This window comes from Aromatoleum toluolicum (genome assembly GCF_012911005.2).
GTDB classification, from domain to species: Bacteria; Pseudomonadota; Gammaproteobacteria; order Burkholderiales; family Rhodocyclaceae; genus Aromatoleum; species Aromatoleum toluolicum.
This window is the reverse complement of record NZ_WTVS01000006.1, coordinates 1-22310: the sequence shown is the minus strand read 5'-3', so window position 1 is coordinate 22310 and position 22310 is coordinate 1. Positions and strand designations below refer to the sequence as shown.

23 protein-coding genes and 2 pseudogenes are annotated in these 22310 nt (G+C 59.5%); 18 read left to right on the top strand and 7 right to left on the bottom strand.

Annotated features, from left to right (window positions below; genetic code table 11):
- The first annotated feature begins 2 nt into the window (after positions 1–2).
- From GPA27_RS04280 to GPA27_RS04265, 4 genes are read left to right on the top strand one after another with little or no spacing between them, the layout of a single operon-like run.
- Positions 3–1112, top strand: a complete 1110-nt coding sequence (locus GPA27_RS04280; protein ID WP_050417879.1) for an HlyD family secretion protein — start codon at positions 3–5, stop codon at positions 1110–1112.
- Positions 1091–3052: an ATP-binding cassette domain-containing protein gene (locus GPA27_RS04275; RefSeq protein WP_050417878.1), complete on the top strand. Its 1962-nt coding sequence runs from the start codon at positions 1091–1093 to the stop codon at positions 3050–3052. The genes GPA27_RS04280 and GPA27_RS04275 overlap by 22 nt, the downstream gene beginning before the upstream one ends.
- Positions 3049–4203, top strand: coding sequence for an ABC transporter permease (locus tag GPA27_RS04270; protein ID WP_050417877.1), 1155 nt, complete (start codon positions 3049–3051; stop codon positions 4201–4203). Before GPA27_RS04275 ends, GPA27_RS04270 begins: the two co-directional genes overlap by 4 nt.
- Before the next feature lie 38 nt (positions 4204–4241).
- On the top strand, positions 4242–5348 hold the full coding sequence (locus GPA27_RS04265; protein WP_198149583.1) for an ABC transporter permease: 1107 nt from the start codon (positions 4242–4244) through the stop codon (positions 5346–5348).
- A gap of 128 nt (positions 5349–5476) precedes the next feature.
- Here the strand turns inward: GPA27_RS04265 and GPA27_RS04260 are convergent, their stop codons facing one another.
- Positions 5477–6568, bottom strand: a complete 1092-nt coding sequence (locus tag GPA27_RS04260) for an alkene reductase (RefSeq protein WP_232299291.1) — start codon at positions 6566–6568, stop codon at positions 5477–5479.
- Positions 6569–6578: 10 nt separating this feature from the next.
- Entirely contained in the window at positions 6579–6839 is a 261-nt protein-coding gene (locus tag GPA27_RS04255) for a luciferase domain-containing protein (protein ID WP_050417874.1), read from the bottom strand.
- 344 nt (positions 6840–7183) lie between these two features.
- Between GPA27_RS04255 and GPA27_RS04250 the strand changes: the two genes are divergently transcribed.
- Positions 7184–7366 carry a hypothetical protein gene (locus GPA27_RS04250; RefSeq protein WP_050417873.1) on the top strand — a complete coding sequence of 61 codons (183 nt, stop codon included), beginning with the start codon at positions 7184–7186 and terminating at the stop codon, positions 7364–7366.
- Positions 7367–7738: 372 nt separating this feature from the next.
- On the opposite strand, the gene GPA27_RS04245 is transcribed toward GPA27_RS04250, so the two are convergent.
- On the bottom strand, positions 7739–8524 hold the full coding sequence (locus tag GPA27_RS04245) for an NAD(P)H-binding protein (protein ID WP_169138093.1): 786 nt from the start codon (positions 8522–8524) through the stop codon (positions 7739–7741).
- A 78-nt stretch (positions 8525–8602) separates the two neighbouring features.
- Between GPA27_RS04245 and GPA27_RS04240 the strand changes: the two genes are divergently transcribed.
- Complete coding sequence (locus tag GPA27_RS04240; protein WP_076600364.1) at positions 8603–9013, top strand: winged helix-turn-helix transcriptional regulator; 411 nt, start codon at positions 8603–8605, stop codon at positions 9011–9013.
- 35 nt (positions 9014–9048) lie between these two features.
- Here the strand turns inward: GPA27_RS04240 and GPA27_RS04235 are convergent.
- The 4 genes and pseudogenes from GPA27_RS04235 to GPA27_RS04220 all read right to left on the bottom strand — a co-directional run.
- A pseudogene (locus GPA27_RS04235) lies at positions 9049–9286 on the bottom strand (transposase domain-containing protein); the annotation flags it as partial.
- 205 nt (positions 9287–9491) lie between these two features.
- Positions 9492–9899 (bottom strand): tyrosine-type recombinase/integrase, encoded by a 408-nt coding sequence (locus GPA27_RS04230; protein WP_232299460.1) that lies wholly within the window; start codon positions 9897–9899, stop codon positions 9492–9494.
- Between the two features lie 146 nt (positions 9900–10045).
- Positions 10046–10402, bottom strand: a complete 357-nt coding sequence (locus GPA27_RS04225; RefSeq protein ID WP_232299290.1) for a hypothetical protein — start codon at positions 10400–10402, stop codon at positions 10046–10048.
- A gap of 121 nt (positions 10403–10523) precedes the next feature.
- Positions 10524–10769 (bottom strand): annotated as a pseudogene (locus GPA27_RS04220) (IS66 family transposase); the annotation flags it as partial.
- Positions 10770–11072: 303 nt separating this feature from the next.
- Between GPA27_RS04220 and GPA27_RS04215 the strand changes: the two are divergent.
- The 12 genes from GPA27_RS04215 to bphD all read left to right on the top strand — a co-directional run bounded on the left by GPA27_RS04215 (position 11073) and on the right by bphD (position 21954).
- A complete protein-coding gene (locus tag GPA27_RS04215) occupies positions 11073–11807 on the top strand; it encodes a GntR family transcriptional regulator (RefSeq protein WP_083447101.1) in 735 nt (244 codons plus the stop codon).
- Between the two features lie 73 nt (positions 11808–11880).
- Entirely contained in the window at positions 11881–13257 is a 1377-nt protein-coding gene (locus GPA27_RS04210; protein WP_050417871.1) for an aromatic ring-hydroxylating dioxygenase subunit alpha, read from the top strand.
- Positions 13258–13363: 106 nt separating this feature from the next.
- Positions 13364–13918 (top strand): aromatic-ring-hydroxylating dioxygenase subunit beta, encoded by a 555-nt coding sequence (locus GPA27_RS04205; RefSeq protein WP_050417870.1) that lies wholly within the window; start codon positions 13364–13366, stop codon positions 13916–13918.
- A 71-nt stretch (positions 13919–13989) separates the two neighbouring features.
- The gene (locus GPA27_RS04200) at positions 13990–14436 is read left to right on the top strand and encodes a BphX family protein (protein WP_121430499.1); all 447 of its coding nucleotides are present in this window, start codon (positions 13990–13992) and stop codon (positions 14434–14436) included.
- A gap of 41 nt (positions 14437–14477) precedes the next feature.
- The gene (locus GPA27_RS04195; RefSeq protein WP_083447100.1) at positions 14478–14807 is read left to right on the top strand and encodes a non-heme iron oxygenase ferredoxin subunit; all 330 of its coding nucleotides are present in this window, start codon (positions 14478–14480) and stop codon (positions 14805–14807) included.
- Complete coding sequence (locus GPA27_RS04190) at positions 14804–16045, top strand: NAD(P)/FAD-dependent oxidoreductase (protein WP_050417868.1); 1242 nt, start codon at positions 14804–14806, stop codon at positions 16043–16045. Before GPA27_RS04195 ends, GPA27_RS04190 begins: the two co-directional genes overlap by 4 nt.
- Positions 16046–16103: 58 nt before the next feature.
- The gene (gene bphB / locus GPA27_RS04185) at positions 16104–16937 is read left to right on the top strand and encodes a cis-2,3-dihydrobiphenyl-2,3-diol dehydrogenase (protein ID WP_050417867.1); all 834 of its coding nucleotides are present in this window, start codon (positions 16104–16106) and stop codon (positions 16935–16937) included.
- Positions 16938–16963: 26 nt separating this feature from the next.
- A complete protein-coding gene (locus tag GPA27_RS04180; RefSeq protein ID WP_174718467.1) occupies positions 16964–17899 on the top strand; it encodes a VOC family protein in 936 nt (311 codons plus the stop codon).
- A 171-nt stretch (positions 17900–18070) separates the two neighbouring features.
- Entirely contained in the window at positions 18071–18853 is a 783-nt protein-coding gene (gene dmpE / locus GPA27_RS04175) for a 2-oxopent-4-enoate hydratase (protein ID WP_083447177.1), read from the top strand.
- Between the two features lie 191 nt (positions 18854–19044).
- Complete coding sequence (locus tag GPA27_RS04170) at positions 19045–19995, top strand: acetaldehyde dehydrogenase (acetylating) (RefSeq protein ID WP_269469643.1); 951 nt, start codon at positions 19045–19047, stop codon at positions 19993–19995.
- A 16-nt stretch (positions 19996–20011) separates the two neighbouring features.
- Entirely contained in the window at positions 20012–21046 is a 1035-nt protein-coding gene (dmpG, locus tag GPA27_RS04165; RefSeq protein WP_050417864.1) for a 4-hydroxy-2-oxovalerate aldolase, read from the top strand.
- 50 nt (positions 21047–21096) lie between these two features.
- Complete coding sequence (gene bphD / locus GPA27_RS04160) at positions 21097–21954, top strand: 2-hydroxy-6-oxo-6-phenylhexa-2,4-dienoate hydrolase (protein WP_050417863.1); 858 nt, start codon at positions 21097–21099, stop codon at positions 21952–21954.
- The last annotated feature ends 356 nt before the right edge of the window (positions 21955–22310 follow it).

The window sequence follows — 22310 nt, the reverse complement described above, 5'->3', positions numbered from 1 at the left end:
GCGTGAAGAAAAACATCCCGTCCGTTGGGCTCGTTTCCGGATTGACCGTGCTGGCCCTGCTCGCCGTCGCGGGTTGGTGGTTCTGGCTGCGCACGCCGCCGCTGCCTGATGGACTGATCCAAGCCAACGGCCGTATCGAGGGCGATCACTATGCCGTCGCCGGCAAGATGCCGGGTAAGGTGGCTGATCTCCCTGCCCGCGAAGGGGATAGCACGCAGAAGGGCAAGGTGCTCGCCCGCCTGGACGATGCCCAGGTCCGCGCCAGACTCGATCAGGCCCGCCAGGCGGCAAGCGCCATGGAGGCGCAATGGCGGGCTGCGCAGACGGCGCTCGCAGTCGCGCGCAAGGACCTGCCCCTGGCGATCCAAACCGCCGAGGCCAACCTCGCCCATGCCCGCGCGCAGCTCGCCTCGGCCCACTCCAGCGCGGAGCAGGCGGCGCGGGATGCCGAGCGCTTCCGCAGGCTGGCCGAGGCGGGAACGGTGGATCGGCACCGTTACGAGCAGATGGCGCTGGCCGCCGAGGTTGCGGCCAACCAGGCGCGCTCGGCCGAAGAGGCCGTGCGCGTGGCGGAAAGGCAGCTTGCCCAGGCGCGTCTGGGCGATGAACGGCTGCGCGCCAGGGAGGATGAAGTCAAGGCCCTGGCCGCCCAGCTCGATCAGGCGCGGGCCGCGCTGAAAGAGGCCGAGAGCGTGCTCGCCGATCTCGCCATTGTCGCGCCTGCCGACGGCATCATCACCCAGCGTCTGGTGAATGCGGGCGAGGTGGTCGGCGCGGGTGCGCCGCTTTTCGACATCGTCGATCTCGACCGCCTCTATCTCAAGGCCTATGTGCCGGAGAAGGACATCGGCAAGGTGCGCCTGGGGCTGCCGGCGCGGGTGTACACCGACGCCTTCCCCGACCGGCCGTTCCCCGCCACGGTGCGCTACATCGCCGCGCGGGCGGAGTTCACGCCGAAGGAGGTGCAAACACCGGACGAGCGGGTCAAGCTGGTCTATGCGGTCAAGCTGTATCTGGATGTAAACCCGGAGCACCGCCTCACGCCGGGGCTGCCGGCCGATGCCATCATCCGTTGGCGCGAGGACACCCCATGGGCGAAGCCGCGCCGCTAACGCCCGCGCCGGCCGTCCGGGTGCAGGGTTTCGGCAAGCGCTATCGCCGGCAGGCGGCGGTCGCCGGGGTCGATCTCGAGGTGCGGCGCGGTGAAATCTACGGCCTCATCGGGCCGGACGGCGCCGGCAAGTCCAGCCTCATGAAGGCCGTCGCCGGGGTGCTCGCCTTCGAGGAGGGCTCGATCGAAATGTTCGGCATCCGCATCGATTCGGAGGCGGCGGCCGAGCGGGTGAAGGGCCGGCTCGGCTTCATGCCCCAGGGCCTGGGCCTCAACCTCTATCCCGAGCTGTCGGTGGAAGAAAACATCGACTTTTTCGCCCGCCTGCGCGGCGTGCCGGCCGCAGAGATTGCCGCGCGCAAGGCGAAGCTCCTGGCCATGACGCGGCTCGACCGCTTCACCGGCCGGCCGATGAAACACCTCTCCGGCGGCATGAAGCAGAAGCTCGGCCTCGTCTGCACCCTGATCCACGAGCCGGAGCTCATCGTCCTGGACGAGCCCACCACCGGTGTCGATCCGGTCTCGCGCCGGGATTTCTGGGCCATCCTCGCCGAGCTGTTGCGCGAGAATGGCATCACCGCCCTGATCTCCACCGCCTACATGGACGAGGCCGAGCGCTTCCACCGCCTGTCCCTGATGCACGGCGGGCGCGTGCTTGCGAGCGGCGAACCCGATGCGATCCGGGCCCGGACGCCGGGCAGCGTGGTGGAACTCGAGGCCGAGCCGCAGGTGGAGGCGCTGGACCGCATCCAGGCCAGCCTTGCGCAGGCGGAGTCGGTGGGGCCGCGGCTGCGGGTGTTCGTGGACGACGCGGAGCCCGAAGCCGCCGTCGGCACGGTAGCCGGGCTCCTCAAGGGACTGTCTCTGCGGGACCTGCACGCCACCACGCCCGATCTCGAGGACGCCTTCGTCGCCCTCCTGCGCCGGCAGCGGCTGGTCGAGGAGAGGGCCGTTGCCAAACCTCGGGCCGGCGACGGCGATCCGCCTGGCGACGATGTCGCCATCCTCGCCAAGGATCTGACGCGGGATTTCGACGGCTTCCGTGCCGTGGATCGCGCGAGCTTCACCGTCCATCAGGGCGATATCTTCGGTCTGGTGGGCGCCAACGGTGCCGGCAAGACCACGCTGATCAAGATGCTCACCGGCATTCTGCCGCCCAGCGATGGCGAGGGGCGGGTGGCCGGGGCCGACATGCACTTTGCCGCGCAGGCGATCAAGGCGCGCATCGGCTACACCTCCCAGGCGTTTTCCCTGTATCAGGACCTGAGCGTGCTGGAGAACCTGCGCCTCTATGCCCGCATCTACGGCGTAGCGCGGCACGCGGCTGGCGAGCGCATCGAACAGGTGGCGGAGCTGACCGGGCTTACGGGCCGCGAGCGGCAGCTGGCGGGCCGCCTGCCGCTGGGCATCCGCCAGCGCCTGGCGCTCGCCTGCGCCCTGGTGCATCGGCCGCGCATCCTGTTCCTGGACGAACCCACCTCCGGCGTGGACCCGATCGGCCGGCGCCGCTTCTGGGACATCCTCGTCCATCTCGCCCGCGTGGAGCAGGTCGCCATCCTCATCACCACCCACTACATGAGCGAGGCCGAGCATTGCGACCGCCTGGCCCTGATGCACGCCGGACGGATCGTCGCCGACGACCCGCCCGCGGCATTGAAGCAGGCCCTGCGCGAGGAGGCCGGCGAGCTGCTGGAGGTCGCCACCGACCGGCCGCTGGCCGCCATGGCGCTGCTGGAGCAGGCGGGCTTCGCGGGGGTGGCGCTGTTCGGCCGGCACATCCATCTGTTTGCCCGCGATGCGCACACCGCGACGCGCGAGATTCAGACCATCCTCGCCGGCCGCGGCATCGGGCTCGCCGGCGTGACACCGCGCCCGCCCTCGCTGGAGGATGTGTTCGTCTACCGGATCACGGCCTTGGAACAGGGGGAGCAGCGGCTATGAACCTCGCACGCATCGCGGCGCTGGCCCACAAGGAGTGGCGCGAGATCGTGCGCGACCGCCTGTTTCTCGCGCTGGCCTTCGTGGTGCCCGCTGCGCTGATGCTGGTCTTCGGCTACGGCCTGTCGCTCGACGTGGAGCATATCCCGTTCGCGGTGGTGGACCATGACCGCAGCGCCCTCTCGCGCGACTACACCCACCGCTTCATCGACTCGCGCTACTTCGACTACCGGGGCCATGTGAAGAGCGAACGCGAGCTCGACCCCCTGCTCGCCGACAGCCGCATCCGCTTCGCCATCGTGGTTCCGCCAAAATTCGAGGAGAACCTCATGGCGGGGCGGCCCGCGGCGGTGCAGAGCCTGATCGACGGCACCTTCCCGTTTCGCGCCTCGACCAGCAAGGCCTACGTCATCGCCATCAACGCGGCCTTCAACGGCGAACTGCTGGCCGCCTATATCAGCCGCCGCTTCGGCGTCGCGCCGGAACGGGCGGCGGCGCTCGCCCAGCCGGTGCGGGTGCAGCTGCGCTATCTCTACAACCAGGAGCTCAAGAGCACCTGGTCGATCGCCACGGCGCTGGTCATGCTGGTGCTGATGGTGGCGCCTCCATTCCTCACCGCGCTGGGGGTGGTGCGCGAGAAGGAGAGCGGCTCCATCTACAACATCTATGCCTCCACCGTCACCCGCGGCGAATTCCTGGCCGGCAAGCTCCTGCCCTACGTGGGTATCTCCATCGTCAACAGCCTCATTCTGTGGGCGCTCGCCACCGGTCTGTTCGGCGTGCCGTTCAAGGGCGATCCGCTGTTCTTCTTCCTCTCCTCGGTGATCTATGTCACCTGCACCACGGGCATCGGCCTGCTCGCCTCGCTCATCGTGCGCACCCAGGTGGCGGCGATGATGCTGACCGTAGTCATGACCATCATCCCCTCCGTGCTGTACTCGGGCCTGCTGGTGCCCATCGCCTCCATGGACCCGCAGGGGCAATTCGAGGCGCACCTGTTTCCCGCCATGTATTTCACCGACATCGCCTTGGGCAGCTTCCTCAAGGGGGTGGGCCTGGAACAGCTCTGGGGCAAGGCATTGGCGCTGGCCATTTACGCGGCCGTGCTGTGGCTGATCAGCTTCGCGCTCTTTCACAAAAGACCGCGCACATGAACTCAAGGTTGACACTCTGGTGGTCGCGGCTGGCAGCGATGACAGTCAAGGAGCTGCTGCAGCTCTTTCGCGACGGCTTTCTGATGTTCGCCATCGTCTTCCTGTTCACCGCCGACATCTACATGACCCGCAATGTGCGCCTGGAGCTCAACCATGCCACGGTGGTGGTGCACGATGCCGATCACAGCGCCGCCTCCCGCGAGCTGATCTACCGCTTCCGTCCGCCTTATTTCCAGCTGGGCGGCGAGATCCAGGACAGCCGCGAAGGGCAGGCGCTGCTGGACCAGGGGCAGGCGCTGGCGGTGCTGGACATCCCTCCCTACTTTCAGCGTGACCTGCAGAGCGGCCGGCCCACGGACGTGCAGGTTCTGGTGGACACCAGCAACACCGTGCTGGGGACGCTGGCCGCCAGCTACAGTGGCCAGATCATCGGTCGCTACGGCTTCGAGGCGGCGCTGGCGCGCATGGGGGCGAGCGAGGCGAGCCTCGACACTGTCCCCATGATCCAGGACCAGCACCGCGTCTGGTACAACCCGAACCAGAACGATGCCTGGTTCATCCCCATCTCGGAGCTGCTGACCGTCATCACCGTCATGGCCATCATGCTGCCGGCCGCCGCCGCGGTGCGCGAGAAGGAGCGCGGCACCATCGAGCAACTGCTGGTTTCGCCGCTGACCCCGGCGCTGATCCTGCTGCCCAAGGTGATCTCCATGACCCTGGTGATCCTCGCGGGCACCGCAATCTCCCTGTTCCTGGTCCTGGTGCCGGTCTTCGGCGTGCCCATCAAGGGCAGCCTGCCGCTGTTTTTCGCCGTGACCACCCTCTACACCGTCGCCACCTCCGGGCTCGGTCTCTACATCGCCACCCTGAGCCGCAACCTGGCCCAGGCGGCGATGCTGGCCATTTTCATCCTCATGCCCATGGTCTTCCTGTCCGGCGCCTGGACCCCGCCCGAGGCCATGCCCGCCGGACTGCGCGAGACAATGTACCTCTCGCCGCTTTATTACTTCATCGAGATGGGCTACGGCATCCTGCTCAAGGGCGCGGGGCTCGACGTGCTGTGGGATTCGCTGCTGGGATTGACGCTGCTGGGGGTGGGGATCTTCGGTATTGGCGTGCGCAGGTTCAGGCGGCAGTTTGGCTAGGCCATGACGTGAACCGGGTGACGAGCACCCTCTGTTCATCGGGCCACGTGATGTAGATCAGCTTCTGCCGCGCCGCCATGCGATGACCGATCGTCCCTGTCGATCACCGCGGCGTGCGAGGTGGCCGGCTAAGCGGCGCGGGTAGGGTAGTCCGTGTAGCCTTTCTCGCCGGGAGTGTAGAAAGTGTCGAAGTCCGGCGCGTTGAGCGCCAACCCCTGTTGCCACCGGTCGGGCAGGTCCGGGTTGGCGAGAAAATCACGCCCGACCGCGATCAGATCCGCGCGGCCGGCGTTCAGATCGTCCTGGGCGCGCTGCGCGTCATAAGCGCCGACCAGGATGACGGGGCCGCCGAAGGCCGCGCGCATGGCCTGCTTGATCTGCTCCGGCACTGCAGGCGCGCCCATGGCGGAATGATCCACGATGTGTAGATACGCCAGCCCCAGCTTGCCCAATTGCTCGGCCAGGTAGGTGTAGTCGGCCTCCATTTCCGCGTAAGGCGGCATGTCGTTGAACACGCCGTAGGGCGAGAGGCGAATGCCCACCCTGGAGGCGCCGATGGCCTCTGCCGTGGCCCTGGCCACTTCCAGCACGAAACGGGCGCGGTTTTCGATCGGGCCGCCGTAGTCGTCGCTGCGCTGGTTGCTGGTGGGGCGGATGAACTGCTCCAGCAGGTAGCCGTTGGCGCCGTGCAGCTCGACCCCGTCGAAACCGGCAGCAATGGCGTTTTGGGCCGCCTTGACGAAATCCTGCCGGGTGCGGGCGATGTCGTCGAGGCTCATCGCCCGGGGCGCCGGGTGCGGCTGCATGCCGGCGCGGTCGGTGTAGATCTCGCCGGCGGCGGCGATGGCCGAGGGAGCCAGTACCTGCGCGCCCTGCGGCAGATTGTGCGGATGGCCAATACGTCCGGTGTGCATGAACTGGACGAAGATCTTGGCGCCGCGGCTGTGAACCGCGCCGGTGACGCCCTTCCAGCCGGCCACCTGGGCCTCTGAGAACAGCCCTGGAATGCGCGGATAACCCAGGCCTTCGGGCGAGGGGCTGGTGCCTTCGGTGATGATCAGCCCGGCCAAGGCGCGCTGCGCATAATACTCGGCCATCAGCGCGTTGGGCAGATTCTCGATGGCGCGGTTGCGCGTCATCGGCGCCATGACGATGCGGTTCTGTAGCCGGTGGCCGGCGACGGTGGCCGGTGAGTACAAATCACGGTTGTTTTGAGTCACTGCTTTCTCCTCATTCATGGATGACGATGGTTGAAGGTAGATTTATATGGCCGCAGGCAAAGTCCCAGGAGGTGCGCAGGATGCCCAGCAGGATGTCGATCTCGGCGATGTCCCGGGGCGCGTAGGCCATCACGGCATTGGCCGGGATGTAGCCCGCCTCGGCCATGGGATGTGGCTCGCCCCAGCCTTTGCTGACCAGCTCCAGGGGCAGAATCAGGTGCATCGAACCGTCATCAGCCGGATGCACATGGGCGAACTCGCGACCGACCATGAAGGCTTGGGGCGGACCACATGCGCGCTCATGGGATAGCACCAGAGCCTCGGCCCCGGGGACCGAGATTCTCGATGGCTCGCTGCGCACGAAGGCAACTCGATGCGTGTACCTTGAAGGTCCGGTGCACCTCCGGAGCGCTGTTCTGGCTGATCTGGGTGTGCGGTGCACAAGGCGTGGTCCGCGGACGTTCGCCCGGGCGTGGCGGAAATTCGAAGCTCATGGCCTGCCTCCATACCTCCATATTCAAAGGCACTCTCCACGGTGCCCATGACGTGATCTTCCAGCATCTTGCGGCGTGGCTCGCCAGCGGCGGCGCCAGCCACCACATGCAGGGGTAACAGATGTTCCTCACGCGTGTCGGCGGCGACCGCCTCCAGCCAGGCATCGAATTCACGGCTCGCACCCGGCTGCGCCCGTGCATACCCGCTATCATCTCCTGCATGTTGTGGAAGCTGTTGTCCGAGCCGATGATCAGCACCCCTTCCTCGCGCAACGGGGCGAGCGCCGCGCCTGCGGTCAAGTGAACGTCGAGGCCGAGGCCGGCTTTGAGCGACGTCTGCGCGCATGGAAATCTTGCTTTGGGAGGGGCGATCTTCAGTGGCACGAACACCCCGTGGTCGAAGCCCTGTCCGTCGAAGGCGGTGGCGATGGCTGCGGCCTCGAGCAGCCCGCTCGCTCGGCCAGCCATGGCGCACCCGGCGCCGGCCAGGTGAGTTCGTAAGTGTCGGGTGGATCCAGCCCATGAAAAAACGGGGCCCGCCGCAGTGAGGGAGGTAGCGCGTGGGCTGGCGGCGCATGGGCTCAGCTTGTCAGGGCCGTGCGGTTCACCGCCAGCCAGTCGCCCAGGCTTTGCGGTTCACGGCCAGCGAAGTATGTCACCGCATCGGTGACCACGTTCATGTGCCCTGCGCGCACGTTGGCATCAAAGGCGACCATGAGCTCAACGAATGGGTGGGGACCCCTGCGTCGCGCATCCCGGCCGCGAGCGCGTCGTCGGAGACCTGGACCACCTCGATGGGCTTGCCCAGTTGCTTGCTGGTCGCGGTTGCCAGCGCGTCAACGGTCAAGGCCACAGGGCCGGTGATGTCCTGGATCGATGACTGGTCCTCTGTGAGCAGGGCGCCTGTGGCCGCTGCCGCGCAGTCGAGGCGCGTCACATAGCCCACTGTCCCATCGCCGGCCGCGGTGTACCAGCGCCCCGACGCAAGCACCGAGGGCATCGTGAACAGCAGGTTGTCGAAATACCAGTTGTTACGCAGAATGGTGTAAGGGATGCCGGTGGCGATGACCGCCTCCTCACTGCTGCGATGGTCCGGCGCGAAGGGGATCAGACTTTCAGGTCCAGGGTTGGTCATCGAGGTGTAGAGGATATGCCCGACGCCAGCCTTGGCGGCCGCCTCGATCGCCGCCTTCTGCTGGCGGGCGAGCTTGCCAGGTTCACCCAAAGCATCGGTGGCAACGATCAGCAATCGATCGATACCCTCGAAGGCTTCGTCCAGGCTGACTGGGTCGTCGAAATCCACCCTGATTTTTGACTCGGCGAGCCCGCTGATCCGCACCGGGAACCGGCTCCCTGCGGTCACGTACCGGGCGCCTTGGGCGTTGAGCGCCCGCAGCACCTGAGTGGCAAACTTGCCCGAAGCGCCGGTGATGAAAATCCGTGCGTCGCGAAAATGGGGCATAGCATTACCTTTCAGGTTACAATAAAGAACTTGGTGCATTCTAGGAACTGTCGTCAAACTGCACAAGAAGGCACGCGTATGTCGCAAGGTAATCATAAGGGAACCACTCCACTGCCTTTGCCCACCCACGGCGAAAGTTGCCCGGTGCGTGATGTGCTTGATCGGCTGGGGGACAAGTGGTCGGTCTTGATTTTGATCACCCTTGCCAACAACTCCATGCGCTTCAATGAACTCCTCCGCGCCGTACCCGACATCTCCCGTCGAATGCTCGCCGAAACCTTGCGTCATCTCGAACGCGACGGGCTCGTCTGGCGCGAGGTGACCTCCACCACGCCGCCAGCGGTGCGTTACGGACTCACGGCGCTCGGCACCTCGCTCATGCCCCCGCTCACCGCACTCATCGCTTGGGCGGAGCACCACCAGCCGGCGATCGCCGTCGCACGTGCCAGATTTCAGGCGCAAGTGCCGACGCAAGCGTCAGTCAGGTAGGCCAAGCGTAACCGGTAACTGCCCGGCGTACTTGCCTACGCCTGTGGATTTTGCAAAGGCGATCGGAGAGGATTGCTAGCGAAGAGTTGCTTCCACATGCGTGGCGTCAGTTCGTGGACCTGACTGGCCGGATGCTGACCAACTCGCTGCAGGACATCGACCAGATAGTCATACGAATCGATTTCGTGCAGGCGGCAAGTGACGATCAGGCATCTGCATGATGCCGACCTGCCTGGCGCCGAGTTCGGTCCAGCAGAACAGCCAGTTCCGGCGCTTATCGAAATATTTCGATAAGCGCCGTTATCCTCGGTCAACTATTAGGCAAGCTACGCCGTCGCGAGCGTTCTCCTGTACGGTGGTCCGCATGCACAGGTTTGCATAATTCAGAGGCTTTCGAGGAATTTGAGGACGGCGTCGCTTGGGCGATAGCGTTTGCGTTTGGTCTCCGGGGGCGCGAGGGTCGCGAGGGCACGTTCCTTCATTGCCAGATCAGCCTCGACATAGCCATGGGTCGTGACCGGGCTCTCGTGACCCAGCCACAAGGCGATGACCGTGATGTCGACACCGGCCTGCACAGATGCATGGCCGTCGTGTGCCTCCAGGAATGGGGCGATATTCTGCGCCCCGCCAGCCGCGGACACTGCGTCGTCGCGGCCGTGATCGCGAGGGCAAGTCGGTCGGCCACATTCGTGCGAGTCATCGGTCGCCCGCTGCGGTTGGGGACCAGGGGCTGGTCTGCACGCAAGTCTGCATACTTCAACCAGTGACCGATTTCGGCCGCCGTCTCCTTCCACAGCGGCACGGTTCGTTGCTTGCGCCCCTTGCCCTGCAAGCGCACCGAGGACGTCGTGGCGAGCGTGACATCGGCCACCCGGATGCCGATCATTTCGGAAACTCGCGCGCCGGTGTTGTAGAGCAACGCGAACATGACCCGATCACGGTGACCACATCAGGTGCTCGTGTCGGGGGCGGCGAGAACGGCTTGAACCTCATCGCGGGAGAGATACTCGAGCAGGGGCCGCTCGAAGCGTTTCATGGGTATCGCCAGGACCTGCTGTGCGTGTAGATGTGCGGGACGAGGCGCCGGTGCGCCGGGCCGAAGAGCCCCTGCGGCGGCATCTCCGTCGCCGGATCGTCGCGCAGGCAGAAACGTGCGAAGCCACGCAGAACCTCGTTACGACTCGCCCACATGAGCGGATTCCGCCGCCGCGACGAGCGGGCCCATGCGATGGCCAGCGCCACCGTCAGGTGATCTGCCGTGCCGGCTTCGTCAGCAAAGCGGGCAAACGATTGAAGCTGCGTGGCATCGATGCTGAGCTTGAATCCGTGACGACGCCGATACGCCAGATACGTCTCGACCCGAGTCATCCATGAAACCAGGGCGTTCATGGCAGACTCCCGGGCCACAGCAGGGCCACGGTCCACAACCCTTCCAGATCGACGCGGGCGTAGGTGTTGGCCGTGTCGAGGCTTTGGTGGCGCAGAAGATCGGCGATCTCTTTGACGGAAGGCCGAGCGCCTGTTCGACGTGCTCGATCCTTCGACTCTCGAAGAACGGGAAACAGATTTCGTCGAGTTCGCCGTAGACCGGCCAGAAGTACGCCGCTTTCAACTTCCCCGGCCCCGCACGCCGGGCCTTGATCGGCGTCTCGTCCATCGCCTTGACGCACGAGGCGCGAATCGAGTCGAACTGCGTGGTGTAGATCGGCTCGAGCAACCCGATGCCTTGTTGCCCGATTCTAGGCCTTGCAGTTCGACGCGCTTGAAAGGCGGGGCCGGCGCGTCAGTGTTGAGCTGAGCGTGCTTCCAGATGTACGCCCCTGAGCAGGGTTCGTCTTCCCAAAAGATCATCGCTTGGGCCAGTCGTTCGTACCAGAGCACTTAGTGGTGCTCTTGCAATGCTGCGCTGCAGCGTGCGAACCTCCAAAAAATCGATTATCGTTAATCGACACTCGTGACAAGTACGTCGCCAGTCGAGCAGCAGCGCCGCCACAAGTGCGATGTGCTGTCTCTAGGCGCTTTCGAAGGTCAATTTCAGAAAAGATAGGTGAGAAGAGCGATGAATCAGCCAGCGTTGGGTAAAGAAGCAATTGGCATTGACCTTTTTGCGGCCGGCGTTGCGTCGCCTAAAGGAAAGCCGCGCAGTCTGATTGAGTCAGTTATGCACAGGCTTCGATGCGAAATTGTGCAAGGAGTCTTGTCGGCAGGATCGAGACTGCTGATTGATGACCTTCAGAGGCGTTTCGATGTAAGTGGCGGGACAGTGCGTGAAGCCCTGAGCCTCCTGGTTTCTGATGGCTTGGTGCATGCCAAGACCCAGCGAGGCTTTTTCGTGGCGCCAATGTCGTTGCAAGACTTGGAGGGGCTCACTCGAACCCGCATAGCGCTTGAGTGTGAATCTGTTCGCGAAAGTGTGAAGTGTGGTGGCTCTGAATGGGAAAGCAATTTGGTTGCCGCATATAGCGAACTCGCTCGGTCCGATGAGCACGTAATGCGTAACCCTGATGACGAGTTTGACCAATGGGAGATAGCGAATCGCAATTTCCACCGTTCACTTATTAGCGCCTGTTCGTCCGATTGGACCTTCAGATTCTTGGCTGTTCTGAATATTCACCTCGAGCGCTACCGGCGCCTTACGTCGCCCCACACTTTGCCCGAGAGAAATGTCCACGCGGAGCACGAGCTCATTTTTCAAAGTGCGCTTGCGCGTGACGCCGAACAATGTTCCCTGCTGCTGCGTCAGCACATTGAGTCGTCGGTCAGTGTAGTTCGGCAGTTTGCATTGCTGCGGTGAAGCACCTACGCCGCAAGCTAAATTTATAGGTGCGTTTAACAGCTCTTCACCAAGGGCAATTGAGGAGATAAATATGAGTTCGTCAATGAACGAAGTTTCACAAGCCACGATTAGGCTTTCTCGAAAGTGGAGTCCCGAGGAGATTCGTGGCCTCGTCGACGAAGAACTAGGGCTGCTTGACCCACGTATCTACAGTGACCAGGATCTGTATGAACTGGAACTAGAACGGATTTTCGCTCGTTCGTGGCTGCTGGTTTGCCACGAGGGGCATATTCCAAATCCAGGTGACTACATCACGACGTATATGGGCGAAGACCCGGTTATCGTGGTTCGCCAAAGGGATCGCTCCATCAAAGTGTTTCTGAATCAGTGCCGTCACCGTGGGATGGTCATTGAGCGCTCAACTTATGGTAATGCAAAGTCCTTTACTTGCACCTATCACGGCTGGGCCTACGACATCGCAGGCAATCTTGTCAATGTTCCGTTTGAAAAGGAAGCCTTCTGTGACAAGAAAGAAGGGGACTGTGGTTTCGAAAAAGCCGACTGGGGTCCGCTGCAGGCGCGGGTAGATACCTACAAGGGCTTGGTATTTGCCAACTGGGATGCAAAAGCGCCGCCCTTGATTGACTATCTCAGTGACGCCACTCCATACATGGATGTGATGTTTGATCGCACCGAAGCTGGCACCGAAGTGATTACCGGGATGCAGCGGACCGTCATTCCATGCAATTGGAAATTTGCCGCGGAACAGTTTTGTAGCGACATGTATCACGCGTGCACCATGTCGCATGTGGCCGGGGTCGTTTCCAGCCTACGTCCCGATCAAGACCTATCCGACGTAAAGCTGCCTGTTACTGGGAACCAATTCCGCGCGGCGTGGGGTGGCCATGGAACGGGATGGTTCAATGACGACTTCTCCCTGCTGTACGCAATTATGGGGCCAAAAGTTGTGGACTATTGGACAAAGGGTCCGGCCGCTGAACGCGCACAGGTGCGGCTTGGCAACAAACTGCCAGCTAACCGCATGGTTGCGCAACACATGACAATTTTCCCGACCTGTTCATTCCTGCCGGGCATCAATACTGTTCGTACTTGGCATCCACGTGGACCGAACGAACTCGAAGTCTGGTCGTTCATTGTTGTTGATGCTGATGCCCCCGCAGAAATCAAGGACGAATATCGCCGAATGAACATCATGACCTTCAACCAGGGCGGAACCTACGAGCAGGACGATGGTGAAAACTGGGTTGAAGTACAGCGTGTCTTGCGGGGGCATATGGCCCGCAGTCGACCGTTCTGCGCCTCAATGGGGGTCGGTAAGCCTAATGCAAACAATCCGGATTTCCCCGGGAAGACCAGTTATGTCTATGGTGAGGAGGCTGCGCGCGGTATGTATCACCACTGGAGCCGCATGATGTCCGAGCCGAGCTGGGAAACCCTCAGGCCGTAATTAACCGCCGCCCAAGTCGTTATCCCTGCCGCACTAACCAAATAGATCTACTCGTCAGGCCAGACCTGCCGAAACGTCGATCCAAACGAAATAATGGAGACGTTCCATGTCCATAGAATTGACACAACCGTTTAATTATCTCGAAAAGCCTGTGAGTCTTGAGCTCCAAAACGCAGTCGAACAGTTTTACTATCGGGAAGCGCAACTTCTTGATCATCGTAAATATCAAGAATGGTTAACCCTGCTCACTGAGGACATCCATTATTGGGTTCCAATTCGGACCACTCAGACCACAAAGAATTCGAACCTGGAATACTACGGTCCGGGATGTAACGCCCACTTCGACGAAGACCACAGTCGATTGACTGCCCGTATCCGTGGCAGGTTGTCAGGCCTTAACTGGACCGAAGACCCCCCTTCCCGATCCCGTCACATGATCACTAATGTGATTGTGCGCGAAGTGTCAGCTGAGAAGCTCGAAGTGAGTTCCGCCTTCTTGTGCTATCGCAATCGTCTTGAACGAATGACTGACATTTACGTCGGGGAGCGTCGCGATATTCTCCTGCGGGTAAATGATGGTCTGGGTTTCAAGATCGACAAGCGCACAGTATTGCTCGATCAAGGCACGATCACGGCCAACAATCTGAGCATGTTCTTCTAAGGCTGGGGTATCGGAGAACCGACGACAGGGTTCGCACCTGGGGTGTGAATCCTGTCGTTCAGGAGGAAGCAATGAACGATAAAGCAATCCGCCGTTTCCTGGCTGCAATCGGCATCTTTTATTTACTAAATTTTTTGGGACTGCTTCCTGCCCGTAGTGCTGCCGTCCTGATGCTGATGTACCCCTCTGTCGCGAATGGCTTTCAAGGGGAACTCATGATGCTGCTTCAGGATGCATGGCTCGTGGTCGGGATGCAGCTTGGCGCTGTGGGTGTGCTTGCCCTTTGGGCCCTGCGCGAACCCATTCGCTATGCAGGCATTATTCCTGTCGTTGTGCTCATCGAGATTTTTGACGCAATGTGGGATGTCTATAGCATAGTCTTAAGTGGCGAGACCCTGTGGTTTGGGCTTACTACACTTGCTATTCATTTGGTGTGGATCATATGGGGAATCAGCCTCTGGCGCCAGGTAGGCGACCGCTTGAACCAAGCCCATGCTGTTGATGCAGAAAAAAATTGAGCGGATTCAAAAGTTAAGTCCAATCTACGAGGTGAAGAATTATGAGTTTTGAGAAAGTTTGTGAGGTTAGTGATATCCCTGTCGGCGAAGCGCTCAAAATTTCCGGCGAAGAATTCGATGTCGCGATCTTCAATGTGGACGGAGAGCTATTTGCAACACAAGATCGTTGCACTCACGGCGATTGGTCTCTGTCCGAGGGAGGGTACTTGGACGGGGATGTCGTTGAGTGTTCGCTGCACTGCGGGAAATTCTGCGTTCGGACAGGAAAAGTCAAAGCATATCCACCGACTAAACCGCTGAAAGTCTTTCCGATACATGTAGAAGGAAATGCTGTGTACATCGATTTTAGCGCCGGAGATATTGTCCAATGATCAAGAGTATCGTCATTGTTGGCGCGGGACACGCCGGGACAACGGCTGCGCGCGCCATTCGCGCAAGGGGATATGCCGGACGGATTCATCTGATCGGCAACGAATCCCGGCTGCCCTATGATCGCCCATCATTGTCAAAAGGGGTTCTAGGGGGGGCGCAGGAGACTCCGCCTCTGCTGATGGAGGCCGCTTGGTTTGAGAGCGAAGGGATTGAACTGCATCTGGGCGACCCCGTATTTGCGATCAACGCCAAGGAGCGCCTTGTAACCCTGCACTCAGGTTTGAGCCTGGACTTCGACCGGCTTTTGTTCGCCACCGGAATGCGACCGCGCAAGCTGTCTATTCCTGGCGGCAATCTGGAAGGCGTGTTCAGCCTTCGCAACTTCGCGGATTGCGCCGCGTTACGCCAGGCCTTCACGGCGGCGAAATCCCTCGTAATTATCGGTGGGGGTCTGATCGGCTGTGAAGTGGCTACCTCCGCGCGCAAAGCGGGACTTGAAGTCACGATCCTGGAATGCGCCGATGAGTTACTGACGCGCGTTCTAGGCCGGCAAGTTGGCGCGTGGTGCCGCGAGCAACTCGAGGCAATGGGCGTTCGAATCGAATTGAATGCGCATATTTCGCATCTTAGCGGTGAACGCAGTGTGCGTTCGCTGGTGTTTGCTGATGGCAGAGAGTTGGAAGCCGAACTCGTATTGGCCAGCATTGGCGGCGATCCGGAAGATACCCTGTTGAAGGCAGCTGGCGTCGCCTGCAATCAAGGCGTAGTGGTCGATGCGTGCGGACAAACATCATCGCCCGATATTTACGCCGCTGGCGACGTAGCTGTGTGGCCCCTAAGGCACGGGGGCCGCCGCGCGCTAGAGACCTATATCAACTCGCAGCAACAGGCGGAAGCGGCGGTAGCCGCGATGCTAGGCGAATACAATCCGGTGCCCCAAGTCGCTACATCGTGGACCGAGATCGCAGGGCACCGCATCCAGATGATTGGGGATATGCAGGGACCCGGTGAATATGTGCAGCGTGGCGAGTTCGAACCCAATCAGCAAACCGTGCTGTTCCGGGTCTTGGACGGCAAGGCGCTGGCTGCGGTGGCGATTAATGCGACCAAGGACTTCGGTGGCGTAAGCCGTTTAGTGATGTCCGAAATAGAGATAGTGCCTGACCACCTCGCTGATACGGAAATAAGCATCCGCGAACTACTCAAGGGGAATGCGGCGCGAACCGTAACCGCCTAGATGATGACTACGGACAAAATATGGAATGTATGTCGCGCTTCAATTTGGAGATAGCAAGATGAATCTGAAAGATCAGGTTGTCTTTATTACAGGCGGTGCATCTGGGCTTGGTCGTGCGCTCGTCGAACGCTTCGTTACGGAAGGTGCAAAGGTGGGGGTGCTCGACAGATGCGAGAAAGGCATCCAAGAGCTAGAGTCGATGCATCCAGGGCGGGTGATCGGAGTCGCGGGTGATGCCCGCTTGCTGGCTGACAATAAAACCGCAGTCCAGCGGTGCGTGGATTCCTTTGGAAAGATCAATACTCTGATTCCCAATGTTGGAATCTGGGATTACAACACCCCGTTGGTGGATATCCCAGACGAAAGGATCGATGAGTCTTTCGACGAAATCTTTCATATCAATGTCAAATCCGGTCTCCTCGCGGTGAAGGCTGCTCTTCCTTATCTCGTTTCGAGTCGGGGGGGGGTCATATTCACGATTTCAAATGCTGGCTTTTATCCCAATGGCGGCGGCCCGCTATATACCGCATCGAAGCATGCACTGATTGGTGTTGTAAAAGAGCTTGCTTATGAACTGGCTCCCTATGTCCGCGTCAATGGTGTAGCGCCTGGAGGCATGGCAACGGATTTACGCGGCCCGCAATCGTTGGGCATGGGGGATCGTTCCATTTCGAGTATTCCGCTTAGCGAATTACTTGAATCCGTCCTCCCAATTGGTCGAATGCCCGATGTGAGGGAGTACACCGGAGCGTATGTATTTTTTGCCAACCACGGAGATGCAGCTCCAGCCACCGGCGCTGTTCTCAACTACGACGGTGGGATGGGCGTTCGCGGCCTCTTCTCTGCAGTTGGTGGCAAAGATCTTGAAGAGAAACTGAAACTACAGAAGTGATTCATAACCAACCAAGGAGAAATAGGATGGAGATCAAGGCATTGGGTTATATGGGGTTTTCCGTAAACGATGTTCCGGAATGGCGGCGGTATCTCACCAAGCTGGCCGGTTTGATGGAAACGCCATGCTCAACAGATGAACAGGCCCGTTTTCGAATGGATTCGAGAAGCTGGCGTATTGGCGTAGAACAAGGCGACTTGGATGATCTGGCATTCGCAGGATTTGAAGTTGCTAATCCTAGCGCTCTAGAAAAAATGCGTGTCCGACTTCAGGAAGCTGGAGTAAAAATCATAAGCGATGTTGGCGATCTCGCGAAAAAGCGCGATGTGCTTGATCTGATTGCCTTCAAAGACCCGTTCGGCATGCAAATAGAAATCTTCTATGGCGCGGGGGATTCCTACGAAAAACCCTTTGTTTCGCCAACGGGCGTAACAGGCTTTCAAACGGGAGAGCAAGGGTTGGGGCACTATTTTTATGCCGTTCCAGATGTTGTCAAGGGTTTGTCATTTTACGTTGACGTGCTTGGCTTCAAATTGTCGGACGTAATCGATATTCCTTTAGGTCCGGATATGACGGTACGTGGCCACTTTCTGCATTGTAATGGACGTCACCATACCATGGCAATCGCTGAAGCCCCCATGCCTAAGCGCATCCACCATTTCATGCTCCAAGCCGCCACGCTGGATGACGTTGGGCATGCATGTGATCGTTTGGACGGTTTTGATGACCAAACTACCGATTCCAATCTTGGAGTTGCAGAAGAAAAGCCCAATAGCTACCTGACCACCACTATTGGCAGACATGTAAACGACCATATGGTTTCATTTTATGCCCGGACGCCATCAGGATTCGAAATGGAATTTGGTTGGGGCGCTCGTGCTGTTGACGATTGCAACTGGACAATGACCCGCCACAGTCGCACAGCCATGTGGGGGCACAAGTCGCTCCGGAAACAAAAATAGCGTGTGATCAAACTATTCTTCCCAAACGGTGGATTTTCAGATGTTTGGGGGGGATAGGAAAACGCCTTTAGGACAAAGTGAGAGCTGTGTGATTTTCTAAACAAAAGCTAGCGGTCTATGACGGCAGACGGTGGATTTACTAAAGTTCCGAATAGGAGATTGAATGGCATGATGGATGAAGATATTGTCACCAAGCTGGGAGACGAGCTTTACGACGCATTATGTGCAAAAAGAATGCTCGAGCCTTTGAGCAACCGTTATCCCAGTATCTCAATTGATGACGCTTACAGGATTCAGTTACGGATGATTTCCTGCCGCCAAAAAGCAGGAGAGAGAATTGTTGGAAAGAAAATTGGAATCACAAGTCGGCCTGTAATGGATCTGCTCAAGGTCTATCAGCCTGATTTCGGGTATTTGCTCGATGGAATGTCTATCAGTGACGGAGCGCGCATTCCAATTGAATCGCTTATTCAGCCAAAAATTGAAGGCGAAATTGCCTTTGTGTTAAAGCGCGACTTGATGGGGCCAGGAATCAGCGCAGCCGAAGTCCTTGCGGCTACCGATTTTGTTATGCCTTGCTTTGAAATTGTCGATTCGCGTATTCGGGACTGGAAAATCCAGATACAGGATACGGTCGCAGACAACGCTTCCTGCGGCCTATTCGTGCTCGGAAACACCATGGCCGATCCGAGGAAGCTTGATCTAACAACTTGTGGCATGGTCTTGGAAAAGAATGGTGAGATTGTGGCGACAGGAGCAGGGGCGGCGGCGTTGGGGTCTCCTATCAATGCTGTAGTTTGGTTGGGGAATACACTTGGTGGCCTGGGAATTCCACTTAAGGCAGGAGAAATTATTCTTTCTGGGGCGCTTGCGAGTATGTTTAGTGTTCATGCAGGCGACCATTATCGTGTGGCAATTGGAGGTATCGGTAGTTGTTCCGTCTCCTTTGTCTGACTGGATAGCCATTGACGTGGGGTTATTGGATGCCACTAAGTCACTATGCCGCTCCTTGTGTTGCGGTATTCCTCAGCAATACTGATTTCCAATAGGCTAAGTTTGCAGAGGGACGTGCCATGCAAATAACGCCACCCCCAAAAGAATTGTGTATATGTGCATGTTAAATCTATGCTTTATGAATTGGAGTTTTGATGAACAAGATTAAGTGCGCCCTGATCGGCCCGGGCAACATCGGCACCGATCTTCTGTACAAACTTAAGCGCAGCCCCTTCCTCGAACCGGTGTGGATGATCGGCATCGACCCCGAATCCGAAGGCCTCAAGCGCGCCGCCGACATGGGCCTCAAGACCTGTGCCACCGGCGTCGATGGCTTCCTGCCGCATGTCCTCGCCGATAGCATCCAGATCGCCTTCGATGCGACCAGCGCCTACGTCCATGCCGAGAATAGTCGTAAGCTCAATGAGCTCGGCGTCCTGATGATCGACCTGACGCCGGCGGCCATCGGCCCCTACTGCGTGCCGCCGGTCAACCTCGTCGAGCACGTCGGCAAGCGCGAAATGAACGTCAATATGGTCACCTGCGGCGGACAAGCCACCATCCCGATGGTTGCAGCCGTCTCCCGTGTCCAGCCGGTCGCTTACGGCGAAATCGTCGCCACTGTCTCTTCGAAGAGCGCCGGCCCCGGCACCCGCAAGAATATCGACGAATTCACCCGCACGACCGCCAGTGCTGTCGAAAAGGTTGGCGGCGCCAAAAAAGGCAAGGCCATCATCATCATCAACCCGGCCGAACCACCGCTTGTCATGCGCGACACCGTGCATTGCCTGACCGAAACCGCGCCTGATCAGGAAAAAATAACTGAATCCATCCACGCCATGATCAAGGAAGTCCAGAAATACGTGCCGGGCTATCGCCTGGTCAACGGTCCAGTATTCGACGGCAACCGTGTGTCCGTCTACATGGAAGTCACCGGACTCGGGGATTTCCTCCCGACCTACGCCGGTAACCTCGACATCATGACTGCTGCCGGTGCCCGTACCGCCGAAATGTTCGCCGAAGAAATTATTGCTGGTCGCCTCACCCTCGAACCCAGGGTTGCTACCGGTTCCCCCAAACTGGCCGGTTGCGGTTCCAACTGATACGGAGAAAATAATCATGACCGCCAAAGGCAAGACCGTTACCGTCCACGACATGACCCTGCGGGATGGCATGCATCCCAAGCGTCACCTGATGACCCTCGACCAGATGGTCAGCATCGCCACCGGCCTCGACGAAGCCGGCATCCCGCTGATCGAAGTCACCCACGGCGACGGCCTCGGTGGTTCCTCGGTCAACTACGGCTTCCCGGCCCATACCGACGAAGAATACCTCGGCACCGTCATTCCCAAGATGAAGAAGGCCAAGGTCTCGGCCCTGCTGCTGCCTGGCATTGGCACCGTCGATCACCTCAAGATGGCGCGCGAACTCGGCGTCAACACCATCCGTGTCGCCACCCACTGCACCGAGGCCGATGTCTCCGAGCAGCACATCACCATGGCCCGCAAGCTCGACATGGATACCGTCGGCTTCCTCATGATGAGCCACATGAACAGCGCCGAAGGTCTCGTCAAGCAAGCCAAGCTCATGGAAGGCTACGGCGCCAACTGCATCTACGTCACCGACTCGGCCGGTCATCTGCTTCCGGAAGGCGTCAAGGAACGTCTCGGTGCTGTGCGCGCTGCCCTCAAGCCGGAAACCGAACTCGGCTTCCACGGCCACCACAACCTGGCCATGGGCGTCGCCAACTCCATCGCCGCCATTGAAGTCGGCGCCAACCGCATCGATGCTGCTGCGGCCGGCCTCGGTGCCGGTGCCGGTAATACGCCGATGGAAGTCCTGATCGCCGTGTGCAGCCTGATGGGCATCGAAACCGGTGTCGATGTCGCCAAGATCACCGACGTTGCCGAAGACCTCGTGGTGCCAATGATGGACTTCCCGATCCGCATCGACCGTGATGCGCTGACCCTGGGTTATGCCGGGGTCTATGGCTCCTTCCTGCTCTTTGCCAAGCGGGCATCCGCCAAGTACGGCGTGCCGGCCCGCGACATTCTGGTCGAGCTGGGCCGCCGCGGTATGGTCGGCGGGCAGGAGGACATGATCGAGGATACCGCCATCACCATGGCTAAGGATCGCTCTATTGCCTCCGCATAATGCCCCTTGGCGCTGAGCGTTTTATATATTTAACAGGGGGAGAGATGCAAATGAATCAATATACGGAATCTACAACCAGCAGGTTTGCCAAGATCAACGAGAAGGGATTTGAAGACTTCCAGGTTCATTTCAACGAAGCTGGCGACGGCGAGGCCGTCATCATGTTGCACGGTGGTGGGCCCGGGGCAGGTGGATGGAGTAACTATAGCCGCAATCTGGGCCCGCTGGTTCAAGCCGGTTATCGCGTGATTTTGAAGGACTCGCCAGGATTTAATAAATCCGACCCCGTCGTAATGGACGAACAGCGAGGTCTCGTGAACGCACGCGCCGTCAAGGGTTTGATGGATGCCCTAAACATCGGAAAAGCGCACCTGGTGGGCAACTCGATGGGGGGGGCCACCGCACTGAATTTTGCCATCGAATATCCGGAGCGCATCGGTAAGCTCATTCTGATGGGGCCGGGGGGGCTTGGCTCGAGTCTGTTTTCCGCGATGCCCATGGAAGGCATCAAATTGCTTTTCAAGCTGTATGCCGAGCCTACGCTTGAAAATTTGAAGCAAATGCTATCGGTATTTGTTTTTGATCAGACCCAGATCACCGATGAACTGATTGAGGGCCGCTGGCGGGCTATTCAGCATAATCAAGTACACCTTCGAAATTTTCTTGTCAGTACGCAACGCGTGCCATTGAGCGCTTGGGACGTTACATCGAGATTAGGAGAGATCAAGGCAGAAACGCTTGTCATCTGGGGGCGCGACGACCGCTTCGTACCTCTTGACCATGGATTGAAGTTGGCTTGGCACATCCATGATGCGCGCTTGCATGTCTTGCCTCGGTGCGGTCACTGGGCGCAATGGGAACATGCTGAAGAGTTTAATCGATTGTTGATCGATTTCTTACAACATTGACACCAAAGGGGCTCGATAGACCACTTTACTACGTAACCACCGGTTACGAACGAGAAGTAAGAATTCCGGATTTTCGAGATGAATAATCAGAAGCAATTAAACGGAACAGGAAGTAAGCCCCCCCCCCTTAGAAAAAACGGGGTTGATTTATTTAATTAACATATAAAAATGGAGGAGGCTGTATGCAATTCAATCTTAAGTCTAGTGTAATGGGCGTTGCTCTAGCAGGGTAAGCGGTAACTGACGAGCGTCCTTGACTACTTCGAGATTTCGAAGAGATCGGATCGCAGGGGGTTGGCCGCGAAGTGCTGCTTCCACAGACGGGGGGTGAGTTGCGCGACGTCGGCAGCGGGGTG